The following is a 20,449-nucleotide window of genomic DNA, read 5'->3' as shown; positions in this document are numbered from 1 at the left end:
TTATCTCTATTAATAAACAGGCCGGTTACCCGTTAAACCGGATGCCGGCCGACGTTGTTATTAAATCACCATGCCCAGATTGAGAAGCAGCCAGAGATCTTCTCCTTTTTTTACCACGCCTTTGAGATAATCTACATTATCGCCGGCCACCGCCGGTGGTTCAACTTCATCATCAATGTACCTGCCTACTTCCTGCACGTTGTCCACGATCATGCCAACCTTTTGCCCGTTATGCTCAGTTACAATTATTCTGGTCGACTCATCGTATTCTTTTTCCGGCAGCCCCAACCTCCGGTTAAGGTTAATTACCGGAACAATGCTGCCCCTGAGGTTAATAATTCCCTCAACAAAGTGTTTGGTATTCGGAACCTTGGTTATATCCGTCATCCTAATGATTTCCTGGGTTTCTTGAATGGGAAGAGCGTATAGTTGATCAGCCAGTTCGAAAATTACCAGTTGGCCCTCGTTCTGCATGTTTTTCACCCGCTTTCGATTTTAACTAAATTATATTATATGTATTGTCTCTTTTTTCCTCTAGAAAGTCTATATTTTGACACTTTTTTAAAGGTTTTTTTCGCCGGCCGCTTCTTTTATTTTTTGTACTGCCACCGCCGGGTCTTCCGCTCCGAAAATGGCCGAACCGGCAACCAGCGTGTCGGCGCCGGCCGCAGCCACTTCTCCGGCGGTGTTCACGTTTACGCCGCCGTCAACCTCCAATAGCGCAGTGGATTGGATTCGGTCCAGCATTGCTTTGATCTTACTAATCTTAGGCAGCATCTCCCGGATAAACTTCTGGCCGCCAAAGCCGGGGTTTACCGTCATTACCAGCACCAGGTCCAACTGGCCCAGGACATATTCTAAAATGTCCGGTGGCGTTGAGGGATTCAGGGCAACACCTGCCTTTACCCCTGTTTCTTTAATTGCCTGCACGGTCCGGTGCAGGTGGGGACATGTTTCGGCATGCACAGTGATAATGTCGGCGCCGGCCCGGGCAAATTGCTTAATATAAAGGTCCGGGTTCTCAATCATCAGGTGTACATCAAAAATTAGTTGGGACACCGGGCGCAGCGCTTCCACGACCAGGGGCCCGATGGTTATGTTGGGGACGAAATGACCGTCCATAACATCTATATGTAATAATTCAGCCCCGGCCTGCTCCACCTTGCTCACCTGTTCACCCAGGATGGCAAAATCAGCCGATAGTATGGATGGTGCAATTTTTACCAATGCTAGTATCTCCTTTCAGCTTCTGTCACTTCTTGCAGCAGCATGGTATATTGTTGGTAACGCAATATCGAAATAAGGCCTTCCGCTACGGCTTCCTTTACAGCGCAATCCGGTTCCCGGTGGTGCAGACAGCCGGAAAATCTGCAGCCCGCCGAGTAATCAATAAATTCCGGGTAACAGGCAGACAACTCCTCTTTGCGCATGGCAGGAAGATACATACTGGAAAAGCCCGGTGTATCGGCAACCATGCCTCCGCCGGCCAGCGGCATCAGTTCCACGTGTCTGGTTGTATGCCTGCCCCGTTTAAGCTTTTGGCTGATATCACCCGTCTTTAATTGCAGCCCCGGTTCCAGGGCATTTAACAAGCTTGACTTGCCCACCCCGGAAGGGCCTGCCAAAACTGATATTTTTTCTTTTAAAAGCTGTCTCAATAATTCTATATTTTGACCGCTTTTAGCGCTTATTTTAACCATCGGATACCCGGCAGGCTCATAATCCTTAAAGAAATCCAGGTCGCCAAAGTCAATTAAGTCCATTTTATTAAAGCATAGCACCGGGTCGATTCCCGCCTTGTAAGCCTGCAAAAGAAAGCGGTCCAGCAGCACCGTGTTTGGTTTGGGATGATCAACGGAAAAAATGATGACAGCCTGGTTTACATTGGCGACGGGCGGCCTGGTAAGTTCCGAGCTCCTGGGGTAAATATCGGTAATAACCCCATCGTGCGCAGAGGCCGCAGCACCCGCAGGGCACGCAGCAAATTCGAGGCCGACCTCGTCACCAACCAGGACCTGTCCGTAATGTTTACGAATTCTGCCCCTTATTTTGCATCGCAGCACCCGGTCTGCAACCCGGACGAAGAAGAATCCGCCATAGGCTTTAATGATGGTACCCCTCATAAATCCACCTTACTTTAGTTCGGCTTCCTTTATTTTGTCATCGTCAATAAATATTTCAACAGTACCCTGGCCGACGTAAGTTATCTTTTTATTGATTCTATCGCCATAGACATGTGTATCTGAATACTTGACATCTCTGCCCTCGGCGTCTTTAACCACTATCTCCACCTTGTGCGCCAGGCCGTCATTGGGTATGTCATCCTTAGTAATATTAACCGTTGCCGTCCTTTCCACCGGTCCCGAGCCGTTGTTCAAAGTTACGCTAACCGTGCTGCCTTCATCAACCTCTTCGTCCGGTGCGGGATCCTGGTCAATCACTTGGCCGTGCGGGTAGTCCGCCTTATAGTCCCACGCAATGTCTTCACTTAAAGACAAATTAAGCTCGTCAAGGGTCGACCTGGCCTCATCCAGGGTTTTGCCGGTCAAATCAGGCACCTTAACGGTTTGCTGTTCCGGGCCCAGGCTTATTGTAATGTCCACCTTGGAGTTTTTAGCCTTTTGGGCCCCCTGTTCAGGATCTTGTTCAAATACCTTACCCGCATCCACGTCCGAACTGTGGTACTCTGTGACCTGCCCCAGCGACAGCCCCTCTTCCTTTAATTTCTGTTCCGCTTCGTCCCGGGTATAACCATAAAGGTTTGGTACATCGGTTAATTCCGGCCCTTTGCTTACGGTAAGGGTAATGGCCCGGGGCAGCTTTACCGCCGGGTCGTCCGGCCCGACGTCCTGTGCGATTACCTCACCCTCGGGTGCCTCGTCGTTTTGTTCCACCGGTGGGTTAACCTCCAGACCCAGTGCCTCCAGCTGCTCCTTGGCTTCGTCATAACTTTTGCCCACCACGCTGGGCACAGTTATTTCGGGTACGTTAATGTAGTAGTTATAAAAACCATACAGCCCTCCGGACAGCAGCCCCGCCAGCACAACAATAACGATAGCCCAGGTCCAGGGCTTGGTTGGACTTTTTTCCCGCAGCCCGGCTTTAGGCCCGGATTTGCCCGCAGTTTTCCCGTCTGTTTCGGTTTTTATCCTTTGCGCCAGCTCATTGGCAGGTAAAATTACCGTAGCCTGGCCGTCGTCCAGGGACATTTCCAGGTGGCGGGCCAGCTCGCCGGCGCTTTGATACCTGTTTTCCGGGTTTTTTTCAATGGCCCGCATGACCACGGCAGCCAATTCACGGGGAACTTCGGGGTTAACCTCACGAATTGGCCTGGGTGTTTCCTGAATGTGCTTTAACGCCACGGCGATGGGAGTGTCACCGCTATAGGGTTTGGAGCCGGTCAGCATTTCATAAAGCAGAATCCCCACAGCGTAAATATCCGACCTGGCAGTGGCCGTTTCGCCTCGGGCCTGTTCCGGGCTCAAATAATGCACCGACCCCATAATTGTATCGGTTCTGGTAATGGTGGCGGCCGAGGCTTCCATGGCAATTCCGAAGTCGGTCAGTTTGGCCCTGCCCTCTTCAGTTACCAATATATTGTGCGGTTTGACATCTCTGTGCACGATATTGTTCTGATGGGCGTGTTCCAGGGCATCGCAGACCTGTATGGCAAACCTGGTGGCCTCGGCAGGGGACAGGCAGCCGTTTTTTCTAATAATTTCCCGCAAGTTATCGCCGCGGACATATTCCATGACCAGATAATGGATGGCGTCTTCCTGCCCCACATCATGGATATTCACAATATTGGGGTGGGACAACCTGGCTACTGCCTGGGCCTCGCGGCGAAAACGTTTAATAAAATCTTCATCCGAGGTAAATTCGGGGCGCAGTATCTTGATGGTAACAATACGGTTAAGGTAAGTATCCTTACCCTTGTAGACTATGGCCATACCGCCGCCGCCGATTTTTTCAATTATCTCGTATCTGTTTCCCAGAAGTTTACCAATCATTTTATCCACCTCGAGCTAAACCAAAATACCTTTTAGTAACTACCCTTCCAGTGCCCGGCGCAATATTTCCCCGGCCAGCGGCGCGGCCTTGGCCCCGCCCGACCCCTGATTTTCCAGCACAACGGCAACTACAACCCGCGGCTGTTCAGCCGGCGCAAACCCCACAAACCAGGCATGGCTTTGACCGTGGGGGTTTTCGGCCGACCCGGTTTTACCGGCCACGGTAATTCCCGGCAGCGCGGCTGCCTTGCCGGTGCCGCTTTGAACCACGGCAATCATCTCATCTTTTAATACGCCGGCAACAGCCGGTGTCATAGGTACCAGCCACTTTTCCGGCTTAAATGTTTTTTCAAAGCCGCCGGGGCCGCTATACCGGGAGATGAGGTAAGGTTTCATTATCTCACCGCCGTTGGCCACCGCGCCGGCTACCAGCGCAGCCTGCAGCGGAGAAACCAGCACCTTGCCCTGGCCGATGGCGCTGGAAGCCAGTGCAGGTCCATCTAATTCATCCACCCGCGGCAGATAGCCCTGATATAACGGCAGGGGGAAATCAGGACTGACACCTATCCCAAAAGCTCCGGCCTGCTTGACAAAATCCTTGGCCCCCAACGCCAGCCCGTAACGGCCAAAGGCCACGTTGCAGGACCGGGTAAAGGCCTCTTTAAAATCTACATTTCCATGCACCGCATTATCCTTTAAAATAAATCCGTTAACTTCAAGTTCGCCGTTACATTGAATTGTTTCATCGGTCATACCGGGCAAATCCGTTAAGATCCCTGCAGCGGTTACTATTTTAAATATTGAACCCGGCGGGTAGGCCCCCTGCAGCGCCCGGTCCAAAAGGGGTGAATCGGGTTGGTTTAAATAATCCGTGACCTTGGCGGGATCAAACCTTGGATAGCTGGCCGAGGCCAGGATCTCGCCGGTGGCCGGATTGAGCACCACCGCAGCACCCTTTTGTCCGTCGAGCAAAGTGGCCACGTATTGCTGGAGATCCGCGTCAATGGTCAATATCATATCATTGCCGACCCCGGGCTTGCCGGTAACCCTGTTCATCAGGCTGTAAAACGGGTTTCCCTCATTTAGCCCCAGTAAAACTGAAGCCCTGGTTTTTTCCAGCCCCGCAGAACCGGCTTTTATGGAATAATAGCCAATTATATGCGACGCGTAGCTGCCCAGGGAATATTCCCTGACAAACCCGCCGTCCGTCTGTGGCACACTGCGGGCCAACACCCGGCCCTCGCGGTCAAAAATAGTACCCCGCTGGATCATGTTTTCCCGGGCGGCAATCCGGGGATCAGTCAGAGCCCCCCCGCCCGGAGTGTGCTTGAGGTAATAAGGAATCAGGGCCAGGTAGACGCAAATGGCTACAAGGCCGGCTAATATGACATAAGCCAGCCTGCGAACGTTATTTTTCATGCTGCCAACTCTCTCCGGATATGTTAAGCAGCATTCCCGCCAGAATAAAGTTAGCCACCAAAGAACTCCCTCCGTAACTGATAAACGGCAGTGTAATACCTGTCATGGGCAGAAGCTTGGTTACCCCGGCGACGATGATAAAAACCTGCAGTCCCAACAGTGCGGTGAACCCCGCCGCCAAGATTTCAGAATAATCGTCGCGTGAAGCCAGGGCAATCTTAAAGCCTCTGTATACCAAAAGAATAAAAACCAATAAAATCCCTATTCCGCCAAGCAAACCTGTTTCCTCGCATATCGCCGAAAAGATAAAGTCTGTGTGCACTGCGGGTATAAACCGGGGAAACCCGGCATCCAGTCCTGTGCCGACAATACCACCGGCGTTAATGGCATACAGCGACTGGATTAATTGGTATCCGGCGCCCTGTGCCGAATCCCAGGGGTTAAGCCAGATGGCCACCCGGGTATGCACATGGCCTACCGCCATGTAGGCGGCCACACCTCCCACAGAAAACATCACCGTACCCGCCAGGACATAAACAAGCCTCGAAGTGGCAGCATAGAGCATAGCCAAAAAGGTTGCAAAATAGATCAGGGCTGTGCCCAGGTCCCGCTGAAAGACAAGCACCAGCAGGGATACCAGCCACATTCCCAGCAGCGGCCCCCACTGGCGGAGACCGGGTAAAAAATATTTTTTATCTCCGCCCGAGTGCAGCAAAACCCTGTTTTCCACCAGGTAGCTGCCCAGGAAAAGCACCAATAACAGCTTGACAAATTCGGAGGGCTGCAGGTGAAAGACACCAAGGTTCAGCCAGCTCTTGGCCCCCCCCAATTCTATCCCGAAAAATATGGGCAATAGGAGCGCCAGTATACCTGTTACCGCTATAACATACTTGTAATCTGCCAGCAAACGATAGTTATAAACCAAAGTGGTAGTTAAGAACAAGGCTGCTATCCCGACAATCAGCCAGACCAACTGCCGGTAGCCATAAGCCGGCTGCAATCTAATTAAAAACACCATCCCGGTACCGGTCAGAAAGCTAACCAGCGGGGTAATATATTGATCGAAGCCAACACCCTTTTTTTGCCAGATGATACTTAACAGCATCAAGGCGGCAAACGTGACCACTGCTGCAGCAATAGCCAGCAGCCCATACTGCCCCGGCTCACGCAGGTATAATACAACTCCGCCTGTAAATGTATAAATAAAAGCGATAAAAAGCAGCGCTCTTTCCCTGCCGCGTCCTTGCAAAATTAATCCACCACCAGAAAAATCATGGTTATATTATCATTGCTGCCGGAAGCAATAGCCTCTTGTAAAAGACGATGCACCACTGTGTCGGGGTCGTCCGCCGAGCTCATTAACTCCCCGATCCTCTGTGGAGTAACAAAGCCGCAAAGCCCATCCGTACAGAGCAACAATCTGTCCCCTTGGACAATATTATACTCGAATGAGTCCACTTCGACTCGCGGCCCAATTCCCAAAGCCCTGGTCAGCACATTGCGCCTGGGGTGATTAAACGCTTCTTCTTCGGTAATTCCGCCGCCGTCAACCAGCTCCTGCACCAGTGAATGATCGCTGGTCAACTTGCTGATTCCATTGTTGCGCAGCAGCAATGCCCGGCTGTCTCCCACATTGGCCACAGTAAGGGTGTTTCCCAGCAGCAGGCAGGCATTCAGCGTCGAGCCCATCCCCTGCCACTCTTCTTTGGCCAACGCTGCGCGGTAGACTGCCTCATTGGCCCGCAGTATACCTTCAGATAAAAGCAGGCATGGTTGAACCGGCCGGCCGGCACCGGCAGAGCTTCTAATATATTCTTCCAGCACTTCCAGGGCCAGTTTGCTGGCGATATTGCCCGCACGGTGCCCGCCCATACCGTCGGCTACGGCAAAGACTCCCAGATCGGGACAAGCACACACCCAATCTTCATTTCTACGACGCACCGGGCCGCATTCGGTGATCTGACTCCACCTCATATTTCCACCTCACCAGCCTAAATATATAATCTCCAATTTTTATCCGATCACCATTTGCCAAAACCGCCGGCTCGCTCAACGGCAAACCGTTCAGCAAAGTGCCGTTGGTGCTGCCCAGGTCTTCCAACCAGTACTGTCCATGGTCAAAATAAATTTTAGCGTGGTTACTGGAGATTACTTTTTCAGGCAATACTATCTCGCTTTTAGGGTCCCTGCCCATTATTGTTTCCGCACCCAGCGGAAATTCCGACCCGGCCAGCCCGCTATCCTCCGGGGCATAATCCACCTTTAAATAACACTGTCCCCGGTTAAATTTTTGTAGGCCCTGGCGCGCCTTGACCGTCTGCCCCGTCCCACGCAGGTCTTTAACCACATAAATTATGACCACAAAAATAAAGGCGTAAATCAGTACCTGAAAAACAGTTCGCAGCACGAAAATTAAGATTTCCAACATCATTCCACCCTGAATCTTAATAGGATTCTTCCTATTTTTATCATATCACCGGGCATGAGTTCCTCTTGCTCCACCCTGGCCCCATTAATATAGGTTCCGTTGGTGCTGGCCTGATCCTTGATGTAAAACTGGCGCCCTACCCGGCTGATTAACGCATGTCTTCTGGAAATACTTTCATCAGGCAAAAAAATATCACAGGATTCTTTGCGGCCAATTACCGCCAAATTGCCCTCTACTTGATACCGCCTGCCGCTTAAAGGCCCTTCCAGCACCTCAAGACTCGCAGCAGCCTCCGGCAGCTCCCGCGCAGACGGCGCAAATTCACCTTTTATGGGCACATACTGCATCGTTGCCTCGGAAACCGGTGCGCTCTCCTCTTCTACGTCGTTTTCTTCTTCATCGAAGTAGCTTTTGATCACCATTTCGCCGGGCGCAACAGCCTGATCCTGGTCAAAGCTCACTTCAATGCGTCCCAGCAGAGTATATTTCTTTTCTGCCGCCTTACCGGCCACATATTCCTGCAGTTCCCCCGACAGGTGCTCAATTACCGGCTCATTGGCATTATACTCCCCGGGATTAAGGAAAATTTCGTAGCGGTTGGGCACGAATATATCCTTTAACCCGGTACGGCGCTGTTCCCGCATTTCACGGGCCAGCCTTTTAGCCATATCAACCGGCTGTAAGCTGCCTTTAAACTTATCTTTAAAAAAACCTTCAATAATTCTTTCCAGGCTGCCTTCCAGTTCCGACAAAAACCCCATCAGTACCACCTCGCATCCGCACCCGGCGTCTCAACTGGCCACAGGCCGCGTCGATGTCCAGGCCAAGTTCCCGGCGAACGGTTACCGGGTATCCCAGATCTTCCAGGGTCTTTTTAAAAGTACGAATTTTATCTATGCTGCTGCGCACTATCCCGCGTTCCGGCACAGGGTTGGCCGGGATTAAATTGATATGACCATGAATACCGGTTAAAACCCGGCCCAGTTCCCGGGCCTGTTCCCTGGAGTCGTTAATATTGCCCAGCAGGGCGTATTCAAAGGAAACCCGCCGGCCGGTGGTTTCAGCGTAACTCCGGCAGGCAGGCAACAGTTTTTCCAGAGGGTAAGATTTGTTAACCGGCACCAGCTGATTGCGCAAAGCATTGTTTGGCGCATGCAGCGAAATGGCCAGAGTTATGGACAGCTTTAATTTAAGCAAATCATAAATGCGCGGTACGATGCCGCTGGTGGACAAGGTAATGTGCCTGTGCCCTATATTCAGCCCGTATGGTGCGTTGACCAGTTCCAGAAATTTAATCGTAGCGCTGTAATTATCCAGAGGTTCGCCGGAACCCATCAGTACCACGCTGCCGGCCCGCTTGCCGGATTCCCTTTGCATAGTGTGAATTTGATCCAGTATTTCACCCGGAGTAAGGTTGCGCACCAGTCCTTCCAGACCCGAGGCGCAAATTTTGCAGCCCATCCGGCAGCCCACCTGGGTTGAAAGGCAAACTGACACACCGTGGTGATATTGCATCAATACGCTTTCCACAGCCTGGCCGTCAGCCAGCTGCAGCAGGTACTTTTCCGCTTCGCCGTCCCGGGATATTTTTCGGTCCAACAGAGCCAAACCACCCACACTGAAATTGGCTGCTAATTTATCCCTGACTTCCTTAGGCAAGTTAGTCATTTCATCAAAAGAAGTGACACCTTTTTTATGAATCCAGTCTGCCAGCTGAGCAGCCCTGAATTTGGCTATACCCATGGCCTCGACTTGCTGCTCCAGTTCAGGCAGGTTTAAATCCCTGATATTGGGAAAAAATGCCACATTCTCAAACCCCCTCGGCATTTGTGCTACTTCTACGTCGCCTTAAAAACTCCTCTTTTTAGCCTTTTTTCTTAGCCTTGTTTCCTCAGCCTGGCCATAAAAAAGCCGTCCAGTCCGTGCAAGTGGGGCAGTATTTGCAAATAACCCCGCTGCAGGGTTCCGGCATGGTCCAGGCTTTCGGGCACCAAGCCGGCGATAGATTCCAGGCTGAAATTTGGATGTGCCGCCAAAAAATTCATAACCTGACCGTAATTTTCCTCCCGGGTGATGGTGCAGGTGCTGTAGACGAGCACTCCCCCGGGCTTTAAAACAGCGGCTGCAGCTTCCAGTATTTGCGCCTGCAGCACCGTTAATTCCCGAATTTGTTCCAGGCTTTTGCGCCACCTGGCATCAGGGCGCCGGCGCAGCACACCCAGACCGGAACAGGGTGCGTCCACCAGCACATAATCCGCCCGGCCGGAGTATTTTTCCGGCAGGGTTCTGGCGTCGGTCAGCATGGTGTTAACAATAGTTACGCCCAGCCTGCGGCAGTTTTCCTCAATCAGCCCGATCTTGTGTTCATGAACGTCCAGGGCCAGAATTTCCCCCCGGTTTTGCATTAGCTGGGCCAGGTGGGTGGCCTTGCCACCGGGAGCGCTGGCCACATCAATCACCCGCGCACCCGGCTGCGGGCTCACTGCCTGTCCCACCAGTATGGAGCTTTCGTCCTGCATTTGAAATAAACCGTCCCTAAACGGCGCTAATTCGCCAAGGGCGACGAAACCGGACAGGTACAGGCAGTCAGCCGCGTATCTGCCCCGCTCCGCTGTTATGCCCATACCGCGGAGCAATGCCATCAGTTCAGTTATCTCTGTCTTTAAGCTGTTTACCCGGACCGAGTTGGGAGCGGCCTGGTTGTTGGCCATACACAAAGCCACCGTCCCGTCATAGCCAAACTCATCCAGCCACAGCCGCACCAGCCATTCGGGATGTGAATGGCGCAGGGCTATACTTGCCACGAGGTCGGCCGCCGGATCCGGATAGGGCAGTTTGTCTTTACCCCGCGCCAGGTTGCGCAGCACACCGTTGACAAATTTAACGATGCCGGCGTGCCCGTGCCGGCGGGCCAGGTTGGCGGACTCGTTTACAGCGGCGGAATCAGGCACTCTGTCCATGTAAAGCAGCTGGTACGCGCCCAGGCGCAAAATATTGCGCACCACCGGGGTCAAGCCGGAGATGGGGCGCCGGAGATAATTGCCAAGTGCCCAATCCAGTGTGTTGCGCGCCCGCAAAGTTCCGTAGACCAATTCTGTGGTAAAGGACCGGTCCAGCTTTTCCGGCTGATACTTGCCTAAAACGGCCCCCAGGGCCAGATTCGCGTAAGCTTCACGCTTATCCACGTCCAATAGCACCTGCAGGGCCGCTTCTCTGGCCTCAAATTTAGGTTTCAATTGCCATCACTTCCAGACCGCACAAAAAAATTTATTGCTTCATCCACCCGCTCCAGGGAAAAATGAGTGTTAAAACATGGTCCGTTGGGTCTTAAATTAGTTATGCCCAAAACCGGGATGGGGTTGGCATCTAAAATCCCGCTGGTTAAATCCCGCTCACAGGCGATGGCCACGATGGCCTTGGGCCGGTATTCGCGCACGTATTTGCGGGCCAGCGTCCCCCCGGTGGCCATCCCCACCTTAATACCATAGCGTTCACGAATGCTTAAAATATCATTAACACCGCATTTACCGCAGCGGCGGCAGTTGTCGATATTATTAGTTACCTTAATATCACATTCGCTGTTTTGCAGGCAGTGTGGCGCCAGCAGCAGCAATTGCGCCGGTTCAATTTTGATCCCCCTGGCGTATACCAGACCGTTATTGACTTCTATGAAGGAACCTTTAATCCGGTCCATATCGATTCCAAAAATTTTACCCAGGGCCAGCACCAGTGGGAAAAAAGTATTCAGCGCCACCCGCATGGGACCCTGCAGCAGCAGGAATTGCTTTGACTGCATGATGGTAAGCACAATGCCGGCCAGTCCAAATCCAGCCAGCAAGATGGCAATGATCAGCACCGCGGCCAGCGCAAACAAGACCAACTGGTAGACCAGAGATTTTTCCGGGCTGAAAATCAGGTACCAGATAGACATGGTCAGTAAGCTTACTATTAACAGGCTGCCGCCGAGTAAGCCGATAAATAATCTCTTTCTTTCATGAATGGGAATGAGGTTGTCCAAATCAATCACCGCCTTTGGGGCTATCCTACCCTGAAAAAAGTTTTCACGTTACTTGTATCTGGCGCTTCGGTGGTTCCCTCCGTGCGCTACGCAATTTTCCTTGTATCTTTGATAGTTACTTATAGCTAACGCTTACACCAACAGCCCGTTGAAACTTTACGCCCTTACGGGGTCAATCTTTGGGGCTATGACGGGCTGCTGGCCGCATCCAGTGCTCCGCTTACTCCGGGAAGCCACCGGATCACCTTGCCTGCGGTATCTATACCCCATGCTATTGCCGGTGCCGGTTTAGCCGCATGGTGGGCCACCCAGAATAATCCCGGGAGTTAGTGCATTACCCCGCAGGAAGTCAGCGGCCCGCATGCTTTTTCTGCCCTGCAGCTGTAGTTCCTCTAAAGAAAGTACGGCGTTTCCCGCCTGAACCAGAATACCACGGCCGGCGGACGCCTCCAGCACCTGACCTGGTTTTCCTTTTACCGCAGGACCATCTGCCAGGGCAACCCGCCAAATTTTTAAAACCTTGCCACCCAGTTCGGTACGGGCTCCCGGCCAGGGATTGAGTCCCCTGACCCGGTTTTTAATCACCTCGACATCCTCTGCCCAACAAATTATTTCATCCTCGCGTTTTAGCATGGCAGCATAGGAGGACCTGGCATCATCCTGGGGAACCGGCTCCGCCCGGCCGGTTTGAATGAGTTCCACGGCTTTAACCAACAGCCTGCCGCCTAACAGGGCCAGTCGGTCATGCACCGAGCCAACTGTGTCTTCGGGGCCGATGATTATTTTTTCCTGTAAAAGCATGTCCCCCGTATCCAGGCCGGCATCCATCTGCATAATGGTTACACCGGTTTGCTGCTCGCCGTTGATGACGGCCCTGTGGATGGGAGCGGCGCCGCGGTAAGCCGGAAGTAATGAAGCATGTACATTGATGCAGCCATAGCGCGGCAGATCCAGTATCCCGGACGGCAGCAGTTGGCCAAAGGCGGCAACTATAATTATTTCGGGGTTCAACCGGCGCAGTTCATTGATAAAATCAGGTTCCCGCACCTTGGCCGGCTGCAAGACCTGCAGGCCAAGTTCCTCGGCGGCAAGCTTAACCGGGGTCTTTCTAATTTTTTTCCCCCTGCCGCCGGGCCGGTCCGGCTGTGTAATCACAGCCAATACATCAAAGCCTGCGTTAACTATTTCTTTAAGTGAAGGAACAGCAAAATCAGGTGTTCCCATAAAAACAACTCTCATAAAAAACTCCTTTTACCTTATGGTATTCAGAATTCAGGAGACAGCAGTCAGAATGCCTGAACCCCTTCTTGACTCCTGTCTCCTGAATTCTGACTCCTGTCTCCTGACTCCTACGTAGTTACATTAGATTTTTCTCAAATTCTTCGCTTTATCGATAAAAAGGATTCCGTCCAAATGATCTATCTCGTGCTGCAGAGCTCTGGCCAAAAAACCTTCCGCCCGGACTCCGGTTTCATTGCCGCTGCGGTCCAGGCCCTTAACTTCTACTCTCAAGGCACGGGTAACGTCGCCCAAAACACCCGGGACGCTCAGGCAGCCTTCGGAATCGGTTTGCGTTCCGTCTACATCTATTATTTCCGGATTGATAAACTCTATCGGACCTTCCCCCACGTCGACCACAATAACGCGTTTGGACACGCCAATCTGAGGCGCGGCCAGCCCAACACCCTTATTGGCGTACATTGTATCCTTCATATTATCTAAAAGTCTTTCTGTGTTTTTGCCAAATTTAGTAACCAGCCGGGCCTTATCCCTTAAAATATCATCCTCGGCTTCTACAATTTTATAAACCGCCATGGAGTTTGCCCCCTTACCAATTAATATATTTATATTACATTAAGTTAAACGGGTCTATATCCAGGCTTACGTGCAAACCCTTGCCCGGCGGCGCGCACCCGCCCGCCCGCCTGAATTTTTTTAACATCCGGTGCAGTTGGCCATAATCCTGGCTCCAGGTAATGATATGCCACCGGCAGGTATTTTTTAAACGGGCCAGTGGGGCCGGCGCGGGGCCTACTAGATATATTCTTCCCCCATCCTGTCCTTGTGCAAACTCATCCAGCATAACCCGCAGCCTTTCCGCCGCGGTTTTCACCGCACCTTCTTCCGGCCCGGTCACAAGCACCCTGGCCATTTTGGAAAAAGGCGGGTAGCCCGCTGTTTTACGCAGCAACATTTCTTTTTCAAAAAAAGCAGGATAATCGTGCCTGGCCGCTGCCTGAACGGAATAGTGTTCCGGTGTGTAAGTTTGAATTAATACATCCCCGGGCTTATCACCCCGGCCGGTCCGCCCGGCCACCTGGGCCAGCAGTTGAAAAGTGCGTTCCCCCGCCCTGAAATCCGGCATATGCAGGGTAATATCCGCATTAACCACGCCCACCAGGGTTACCCCGCTGATATCAAGCCCTTTGGCAATCATTTGGGTGCCCACCAGTATATCCGCCGCCCCGCTCTCAAACTCCTCCAGTATTTGCTGGTGGGAGCCCTTGCGAGTGGTAGTATCGGCGTCCATGCGCAGCACCCGCGCACCCGGGATGGCCGCACGCAGCTCTTTTTCAACCCGCTGGGTCCCCGTGCCGAAATAACTAATCTGACTGTCGCCGCAATCCGGACAGAGCTTGGGCGCCCGCATCGAATAATTGCAATAATGACAGCGCAGCCGGCCTTCGGTATGGTAGGTAAGAGAAATATCACAACGCGGGCACTTTAAAACCAACCCGCACTCCCGGCAAACCGCCAGAGTGTTCATGCCCCTGCGATTTAAAAATATGATCGCCTGCTCTCCGGCTGCAATCCTTTTTTGCAGTTCAGCAATCAGAAGGCGGCTGAAGATGCCCCCGTTCCCGGCCCGGGCTTCCTCGCGCATATCAACCAGGCCAACCCGGGGCAACCCCCTGCCTTCAACCCGCTTATCCATACTGATCAGCCGGTAAACACCGTCCGGCGTGGCACGACAATAGGACTCCAGTGACGGTGTGGCGCTGCCCAGCACCACTACCCCGGAACTTTTTTGGGCCCGGTAAAGGGCAACGGCCCGGGCGTGGTATCTAGGTGTCTCCTCCTGTTTGTAAGACCACTCATGTTCCTCATCCACAATGATCAGCCCGGGGTCACGGACAGGCGCCAGTACGGCTGAGCGGGCCCCCAGCACAACCGGCGCCTCACCTCTTTCAATACGTACCCACTCGTCGAACCTCTCGCCGTCGGACATCCGGCTGTGTAAAACGGCCACTTCCCGCCCGAACCTGGACCTGAATTGCTTGACCATTTGCGGTGTCAGAGATATTTCCGGCACCAGCGTAACAGCCTGTCTTCCTTCCCGCAGGACCTGCTCAATACAGTGCAGGTAGACCTCGGTTTTGCCGCTGCCGGTTATTCCATGCAGCAAAAAGACCTGATGCCGGCGGCCGGCAATGGAGTTATTGATTTCCCCCACAGCTTTTTGCTGCAAAACATTTAATTCTACCCGTTTGCTCACGTCCATTTCCGCCTGCGGGTAAGGGTCCCGGAATGAAACCTGGTCTTTCGCTTTAAGCAATCCTTTGGCGCACAATCTGTCCACCACCGCAGTGGAAACCCCGGCGGCAGCTGCCAGTCCCGCCCTGGTCAAACCGGGGCTGAGCAAAGCTTTTTCAAGAGCCGCCAGGCTTTTGGGAGCACGCCGTCCCAGCTCTTCCCGCAGGCCGGGTAATTTACTGCTGTCAACGCTGCAGTAATAGCGGGTAATCAACCTCGCGGAGGTTTTTTTTAAAACCGGCGCTATTACCGCTTGCAGCGATTTCACTGTATCACACAGGTAATATTCAGCCATCCACCTGGCTAATGCATATTGATCCTCCCGGAACAACGGCTTTTCATCAACTAATTTGCTAATTTCCTTTATTTTGTCAACCGCCTTGAAGTGGCTCAAACCAACCACGTAACCGGTTACCTTTCTCCCGCCAAACGGCACCTGCACCCTGTGGCCAAAATGCAACAAAGGCTGTATTTCCCGTGGCACAAGGTATTGAAAAGTGCGGCCGGTTTCAGGAACCGGTACATCGACAAGCACATCGGCAAACAGTTGGTCAGTCATTTACTCTCCCTCAAGTCCGGTGTCAAATGTTATAGTATCCATACTTAATTATAGAACAGATTAATGCCGCACCTCAATCCATTTTATGGTGGATAATATACTTCCCATTGCTCCGGCTGCCTTCCGAGGGCGGGTGCTGTGGTGCATGAACTATGCTTATATTTTCAAGGATTATTTCTTTCGCGTCTTTTTCTTGTCTGTCTTTATAATATCTCTGCCTGAATTCCAGCCGCGGTATAAACATGCTGAATTCATAAGGAGGATCAGTGTTTCTTTCCCTGCGAGACATGGTTACGGTCAGGTCGTCGACCTGGATGGTAGCCACATCAAACAGCGTATCCATCTGCCGCCTGCGTTTGAGGAGAAGTTTTTTTAATAATTTCAGCATTTTAATTCAATATCTCCTCATTTTTGCTACCATATTATGTTGGCTGTTGCATGTCCTGTTAAAGGAATTCAAAAAAAAGGCTTAAAATACTCCAGGGGTCAGGCTTGAATTATTCACTTACTTATTCTCACCTTCGAATAACATCTTCGATGACCATATACACACCTGATTTGACTTCAACATAACATATATTGACACAAATAGATTGAAGGGAATCTTATGACAAATTTACCTGTCCGGTCTAAAGATCAGTTTCTTATATTCGGTGCTCCCGCTATAGAAAAGGCCGAGATACAAGAAGTCATCGCCAGTATGAACGCAGGGTGGCTCGGCACCGGACCCAAAGTTGCCAAATTTGAGCGTGATTTTGCTGCATATAAAGACGTCAAATATGCGGCTGCTCTTAATTCGTGTACGGCTGCTTTACATTTAAGCATTTTGGCCGCTGGTATTAAACCGGGGGATGAAGTCATTACTACCCCGCTGACCTTTTGTGCCACTGTCAACGCCATTATCCACGTTGCCGCAGTTCCTGTATTAGCTGATGTGGATCCGCGTACGATGAATATAGATCCTGAGCAGGTTAAGGCTAAAATTACTCCCAGGACACGCGCGATTCTACCGGTTCACTTTGCAGGCCGCCCGTGTGATATGGATGAGCTAATGGATATTGCCCACCGGTATAACCTCAAAGTTATTGAAGACTGTGCCCACGCTATAGAAACAGAATATAAAGGCCGAAAAGCCGGCACTATCGGTGACTTCGGCTGTTTTTCCTTTTATGTAACTAAGAATGTTGTTACCGGCGAGGGTGGTATGGTACTTACCCGTCATGAGGAAGATATTTCACGAATCAAAGTTTTAGGACTCCACGGTATGAGCAAGGACGCCTGGAAACGCTTCAGCGACGATGGATTTAAACATTACCAGGTAGTGGAATGTGGTTTTAAATATAGCATGATGGACCTGCAGGCGGCCATCGGTATCCATCAATTAGCGCGGGTTGAACAGAACTGGCTTCGCCGCCGGGAAATATGGCAGCGGTATAACCTGGCTTTTGCCGGCCTTCCCGTTGAAATTCCCCCAACTGCCGGGGGAAGTAGCCGCCATGCCTATCACCTGTATACTATCCTGGTTGACGATACAAAATCGGGTATCAGCCGGGATTCCTTTATCGACGCCATGACCGCTAATAATATTGGTGTTGGCGTTCATTATCGTAGTATTCCGGAACACCCGTATTACCGGCAAACTTTCGGCTGGAACCCTGAAGATTATCCCAACGCTGCACGCATCGGTGGCCGGACAGTCAGTCTGCCGCTTTCAGCCAAACTGACGGATAAAGATGTAAAGGATGTGATTGAAACGGTAAGGACGGTTTTACCGGAATGATTGCTTACAGCACGGAAATAATGCGAAAATCAAAAGCTGTTGTTTATCCTGCCGGAACTGTTGCCGGATATGGTCATATTTTTTCCTTAGGGGTGGCCGGTATTCCCATAGTTGCTCTTAACCCGAAAGAGTGTGCCAATTTCAAGTCACGTTACGTTAAAGAGTGCTATGTTGTTCCAGATCCTATCTATGATCATGAAGCATTTGTCAATTGGTTAATTAAATTCGGTCAAAGACAGCTTAATAAACCAGTTCTTTTTCTAGCTGAGGATTTATATGCGTATATTGTTTCCCTTTATCAAGATCATCTGCGTGAGTTTTATTTTTATCCGTACATAGAGTCTGAAAGACTTAATCCATTTTTTAATAAAAAACCAATGATCCAGGCAGCAGTCAAGGCTGGCTTAAATGTACCTGATACACTATTTTCGCCTCTTGAAAGTCAACAGGTTAATAACTGGGATATATTTCCGGCTATATTGAAGCCATTGATATCCCGCTTTAATTTTAATGGTAAAAAGCTAGTTGATGTGCTTAAATTTCCTGCCATTTTCGGAGGAAAGGCTATTCAAGTAAACAACACAAAAGAATTAGCAAAAGCTATCAGTAAATTAAAAAAAGAAAATATTGATTTCTGTGTACAGCGGCTAATTGAGGGTGAAAACAGAAATATAGTTAATATTAAGTTTGTTACCGCAATAGATAACAGTATTCCATCATGCTTTATTTCCAGGAAAATTCGCCAGTATCCGGCTGACTTTGGAACTTGTACAGTTGCTCAGGCGGTCTATATTTCAGAGCTACAAGATTATACAGAAAGGTTTTGTAGATTTACAAAATATATTGGCCCTGCCGGCATGGAGTTTAAATGGAATCAGGACGATGGGAAATGGTATTTTATTGAAATCAATCCGCGATTAGATTTCTGGATTCGCATGTCTACACTCAAGGGAGTCAATTTACCTCTTCAGCAGTATTTGCTAAGTACTGATCAAAAAATGTTGACTCAAAAACAGGTTAACAATGGGAAATATTGGATAGATATTGAAGGTGACCTAAAGGGCTATAAATGGCGTAAATCCAATAAAAGATGGTCCATAACAATTTTCCAATTTTTAAAACCCTACATTTTTTTTAATGAAGCTGTTTTAAACAAGAAAGACCCCCTTCCCGGTTTAAAAAAATATTTGCAAAGGGTTATGCAAAAGATTCCCTTCGTAACGTTTTCCCGAAAAGTATTTACTTGGATCAGTAATTGCCGTAATACTGCAGGGTATATTTTAAGCCGGAAAGCTCCTTTAATAGAGTATTCCGACTATGATGACTATTGGGAGAAACGAAAAAAGCTAGGAAATGATTGTGTTGTCTACCCAAGATTTTTAATGGCCCTTAAATATTTAAAAAAGCATGATCAGGTGCTTGATTATGGGTGCGGAAGTGGTGAATTTCTCAGATTTCTTCAGCAGAATGGGTATAAAAACCTTCTTGGGGCAGATGTTTATAGGGCCACGGAATTTCCGGAGAACATAACTTTTTATCATGTTAATGAAATACCGGAAAAAATAAAATTTGATGCTATAACTTTGCTTCAGGTTGCAGAACATGTTCAGGATGCAGAAGAATTAATTGGCAATTTATTGTGTTTAACAGATATACTTATTGTTTCAGTTCCAAATGCCGGATATTGGCAGCACAGGATGCGGTTATTGTTCGGGAGGGTTCCAGTAACGGATGTTATCTTTCATATGAAAGAGCATGTACGGTTATGGACAAAAAAAGATTTCGTAGATATGTGCCGGCATTATGGATGGCAGATAAAAAGCTTGCAGGCTACGGTACCGCAAGGGAGTTTTTTAGCGTACCGAATGCCTGGATTCTTTGCTAAACAAATCATATATGTACTGACTAAATTATAGATTGAAGGTAATTTCATTATTCGTCTAGATTTTTGTACTTCATATGAGTATTCAACTTCAAGATAAGGTATGGGTAGTATGAAAATTTTTAAATGGGTTAAGCAAATTATTGGAAGTATCGCCCTTATGTTCATTATTTATTTGCCGGGTGAATCAGGAGTTTTATTGCGGCGTTGGTACTATTCCAAAAGGCTAAGGGTTTGTGGTAAAAACCTCCATATATGTGCCAACGTACACATAGTGGGGCACTCGCTTATTGAAATGGGCGATAATGTAAAAATTAGAGAAAATGTAATTATACATACCGGAAGCTCAAAAGCGAAAAACGAAAAAAGGGATGTAATTGAAATAAATCCTTGTAATGATTTCCCAAAAGGATTGGTATCAATTGGCAGTCATACCGATATTGCGTTTGGTGCCTTAATATTGGGATACGGTGGTGTGAGAATAGGAGAAAAATGCGGTATTGGGCCGGGGGCATTTGTACTATCAGAATCGTTCCATTATAAAGGTAAAGATATAAATAGAGCTTATAAGTACTCGACAGGGGCGTTACCGGAGGAACAGTGCATTATACAGGGATTTATTGAATTTAAAGATGGCGCGGGAGTTGCTTCCAATGTAATTGTTTTGCCGGGAACCGTTATTGGCAAAGATGCTTGGATCGGGCCCCACAGTGTTACTAGAGTAAAAGATTCAATACCAGATGATTCAGTCGCTAAAGGTAACCCGGCAGTTGTGGTCCTTGAGAGGCCTTATAAAAAAACGTTATGATATTTTCCCCG

General features: G+C 49.9%; 20 protein-coding genes. 3 read left to right on the top strand and 17 right to left on the bottom strand.

Going from position 1 to position 20,449, the window contains the following annotated elements:
- Positions 1–60: 60 nt before the first annotated feature.
- The 17 genes from BM056_RS07090 to BM056_RS07015 form a co-directional block, all read right to left on the bottom strand.
- A complete protein-coding gene (locus tag BM056_RS07090) occupies positions 61–474 on the bottom strand; it encodes a chemotaxis protein CheW (RefSeq protein WP_092470143.1) in 414 nt (137 codons plus the stop codon).
- Between the two features lie 87 nt (positions 475–561).
- The gene (gene rpe / locus BM056_RS07085) at positions 562–1,227 is read right to left on the bottom strand and encodes a ribulose-phosphate 3-epimerase (RefSeq protein ID WP_092470141.1); all 666 of its coding nucleotides are present in this window, start codon (positions 1,225–1,227) and stop codon (positions 562–564) included.
- Positions 1,228–1,229: 2 nt separating this feature from the next.
- Positions 1,230–2,123: a ribosome small subunit-dependent GTPase A gene (gene rsgA / locus BM056_RS07080; RefSeq protein WP_092470139.1), complete on the bottom strand. Its 894-nt coding sequence runs from the start codon at positions 2,121–2,123 to the stop codon at positions 1,230–1,232.
- 9 nt (positions 2,124–2,132) lie between these two features.
- Positions 2,133–4,010: a Stk1 family PASTA domain-containing Ser/Thr kinase gene (gene pknB / locus BM056_RS07075; RefSeq protein ID WP_092470137.1), complete on the bottom strand. Its 1,878-nt coding sequence runs from the start codon at positions 4,008–4,010 to the stop codon at positions 2,133–2,135.
- Positions 4,011–4,049: 39 nt separating this feature from the next.
- Positions 4,050–5,429, bottom strand: a complete 1,380-nt coding sequence (locus tag BM056_RS07070; RefSeq protein ID WP_092470135.1) for a peptidoglycan D,D-transpeptidase FtsI family protein — start codon at positions 5,427–5,429, stop codon at positions 4,050–4,052.
- Positions 5,419–6,678, bottom strand: coding sequence for an FtsW/RodA/SpoVE family cell cycle protein (locus BM056_RS07065; RefSeq protein ID WP_174549935.1), 1,260 nt, complete (start codon positions 6,676–6,678; stop codon positions 5,419–5,421). Before BM056_RS07065 ends, BM056_RS07070 begins: the two co-directional genes overlap by 11 nt.
- A gap of 2 nt (positions 6,679–6,680) precedes the next feature.
- Positions 6,681–7,403: a Stp1/IreP family PP2C-type Ser/Thr phosphatase gene (locus BM056_RS07060; protein ID WP_092470133.1), complete on the bottom strand. Its 723-nt coding sequence runs from the start codon at positions 7,401–7,403 to the stop codon at positions 6,681–6,683.
- Positions 7,360–7,854 carry an FHA domain-containing protein gene (locus BM056_RS07055; protein ID WP_165613418.1) on the bottom strand — a complete coding sequence of 165 codons (495 nt, stop codon included), beginning with the start codon at positions 7,852–7,854 and terminating at the stop codon, positions 7,360–7,362. Before BM056_RS07055 ends, BM056_RS07060 begins: the two co-directional genes overlap by 44 nt.
- 2 nt (positions 7,855–7,856) lie before the next feature.
- A complete protein-coding gene (locus BM056_RS07050) occupies positions 7,857–8,618 on the bottom strand; it encodes an FHA domain-containing protein (RefSeq protein ID WP_092470129.1) in 762 nt (253 codons plus the stop codon).
- A complete protein-coding gene (rlmN, locus tag BM056_RS07045; protein WP_238456342.1) occupies positions 8,572–9,663 on the bottom strand; it encodes a dual-specificity RNA methyltransferase RlmN in 1,092 nt (363 codons plus the stop codon). Before rlmN ends, BM056_RS07050 begins: the two co-directional genes overlap by 47 nt.
- 71 nt (positions 9,664–9,734) lie before the next feature.
- The gene (gene rsmB, locus BM056_RS07040) at positions 9,735–11,093 is read right to left on the bottom strand and encodes a 16S rRNA (cytosine(967)-C(5))-methyltransferase RsmB (RefSeq protein ID WP_092470125.1); all 1,359 of its coding nucleotides are present in this window, start codon (positions 11,091–11,093) and stop codon (positions 9,735–9,737) included.
- Entirely contained in the window at positions 11,090–11,875 is a 786-nt protein-coding gene (locus tag BM056_RS07035; protein WP_238456341.1) for a DUF116 domain-containing protein, read from the bottom strand. Before BM056_RS07035 ends, rsmB begins: the two co-directional genes overlap by 4 nt.
- 185 nt (positions 11,876–12,060) lie before the next feature.
- Complete coding sequence (locus tag BM056_RS27200) at positions 12,061–12,183, bottom strand: hypothetical protein (protein ID WP_274377526.1); 123 nt, start codon at positions 12,181–12,183, stop codon at positions 12,061–12,063.
- Positions 12,164–13,114 (bottom strand): methionyl-tRNA formyltransferase, encoded by a 951-nt coding sequence (gene fmt, locus BM056_RS07030; protein ID WP_092470123.1) that lies wholly within the window; start codon positions 13,112–13,114, stop codon positions 12,164–12,166. The genes BM056_RS27200 and fmt overlap by 20 nt, the downstream gene beginning before the upstream one ends.
- Positions 13,115–13,237: 123 nt before the next feature.
- Positions 13,238–13,690 (bottom strand): peptide deformylase, encoded by a 453-nt coding sequence (gene def, locus BM056_RS07025; RefSeq protein ID WP_092470121.1) that lies wholly within the window; start codon positions 13,688–13,690, stop codon positions 13,238–13,240.
- A 34-nt stretch (positions 13,691–13,724) separates the two neighbouring features.
- Positions 13,725–15,968, bottom strand: a complete 2,244-nt coding sequence (priA, locus tag BM056_RS07020; RefSeq protein ID WP_092470119.1) for a replication restart helicase PriA — start codon at positions 15,966–15,968, stop codon at positions 13,725–13,727.
- Positions 15,969–16,041: 73 nt separating this feature from the next.
- Positions 16,042–16,356 carry a hypothetical protein gene (locus tag BM056_RS07015; protein WP_092470118.1) on the bottom strand — a complete coding sequence of 105 codons (315 nt, stop codon included), beginning with the start codon at positions 16,354–16,356 and terminating at the stop codon, positions 16,042–16,044.
- A 219-nt stretch (positions 16,357–16,575) separates the two neighbouring features.
- On the opposite strand from BM056_RS07015, the gene BM056_RS07010 reads away from it, so the two are divergent.
- The 3 genes from BM056_RS07010 (at position 16,576) to BM056_RS07000 (ending at position 20,438) form a co-directional block, all read left to right on the top strand.
- Positions 16,576–17,748 carry a DegT/DnrJ/EryC1/StrS family aminotransferase gene (locus BM056_RS07010; RefSeq protein WP_092470116.1) on the top strand — a complete coding sequence of 391 codons (1,173 nt, stop codon included), beginning with the start codon at positions 16,576–16,578 and terminating at the stop codon, positions 17,746–17,748.
- A 20-nt stretch (positions 17,749–17,768) separates the two neighbouring features.
- On the top strand, positions 17,769–19,664 hold the full coding sequence (locus BM056_RS07005) for a methyltransferase domain-containing protein (RefSeq protein WP_165613417.1): 1,896 nt from the start codon (positions 17,769–17,771) through the stop codon (positions 19,662–19,664).
- 78 nt (positions 19,665–19,742) lie between these two features.
- Positions 19,743–20,438: an acyltransferase gene (locus BM056_RS07000; protein ID WP_092470112.1), complete on the top strand. Its 696-nt coding sequence runs from the start codon at positions 19,743–19,745 to the stop codon at positions 20,436–20,438.
- The last annotated feature ends 11 nt before the right edge of the window (positions 20,439–20,449 follow it).

Origin of the sequence: Desulfotruncus arcticus DSM 17038 (assembly GCF_900113335.1) — a bacterium.
Classification (GTDB): Bacteria; Bacillota; Desulfotomaculia; order Desulfotomaculales; family Desulfallaceae; genus Desulfotruncus; species Desulfotruncus arcticus.
The sequence above is the reverse complement of the archived record's forward strand: the minus strand, read 5'-3'. Positions and strand labels throughout refer to the sequence as shown.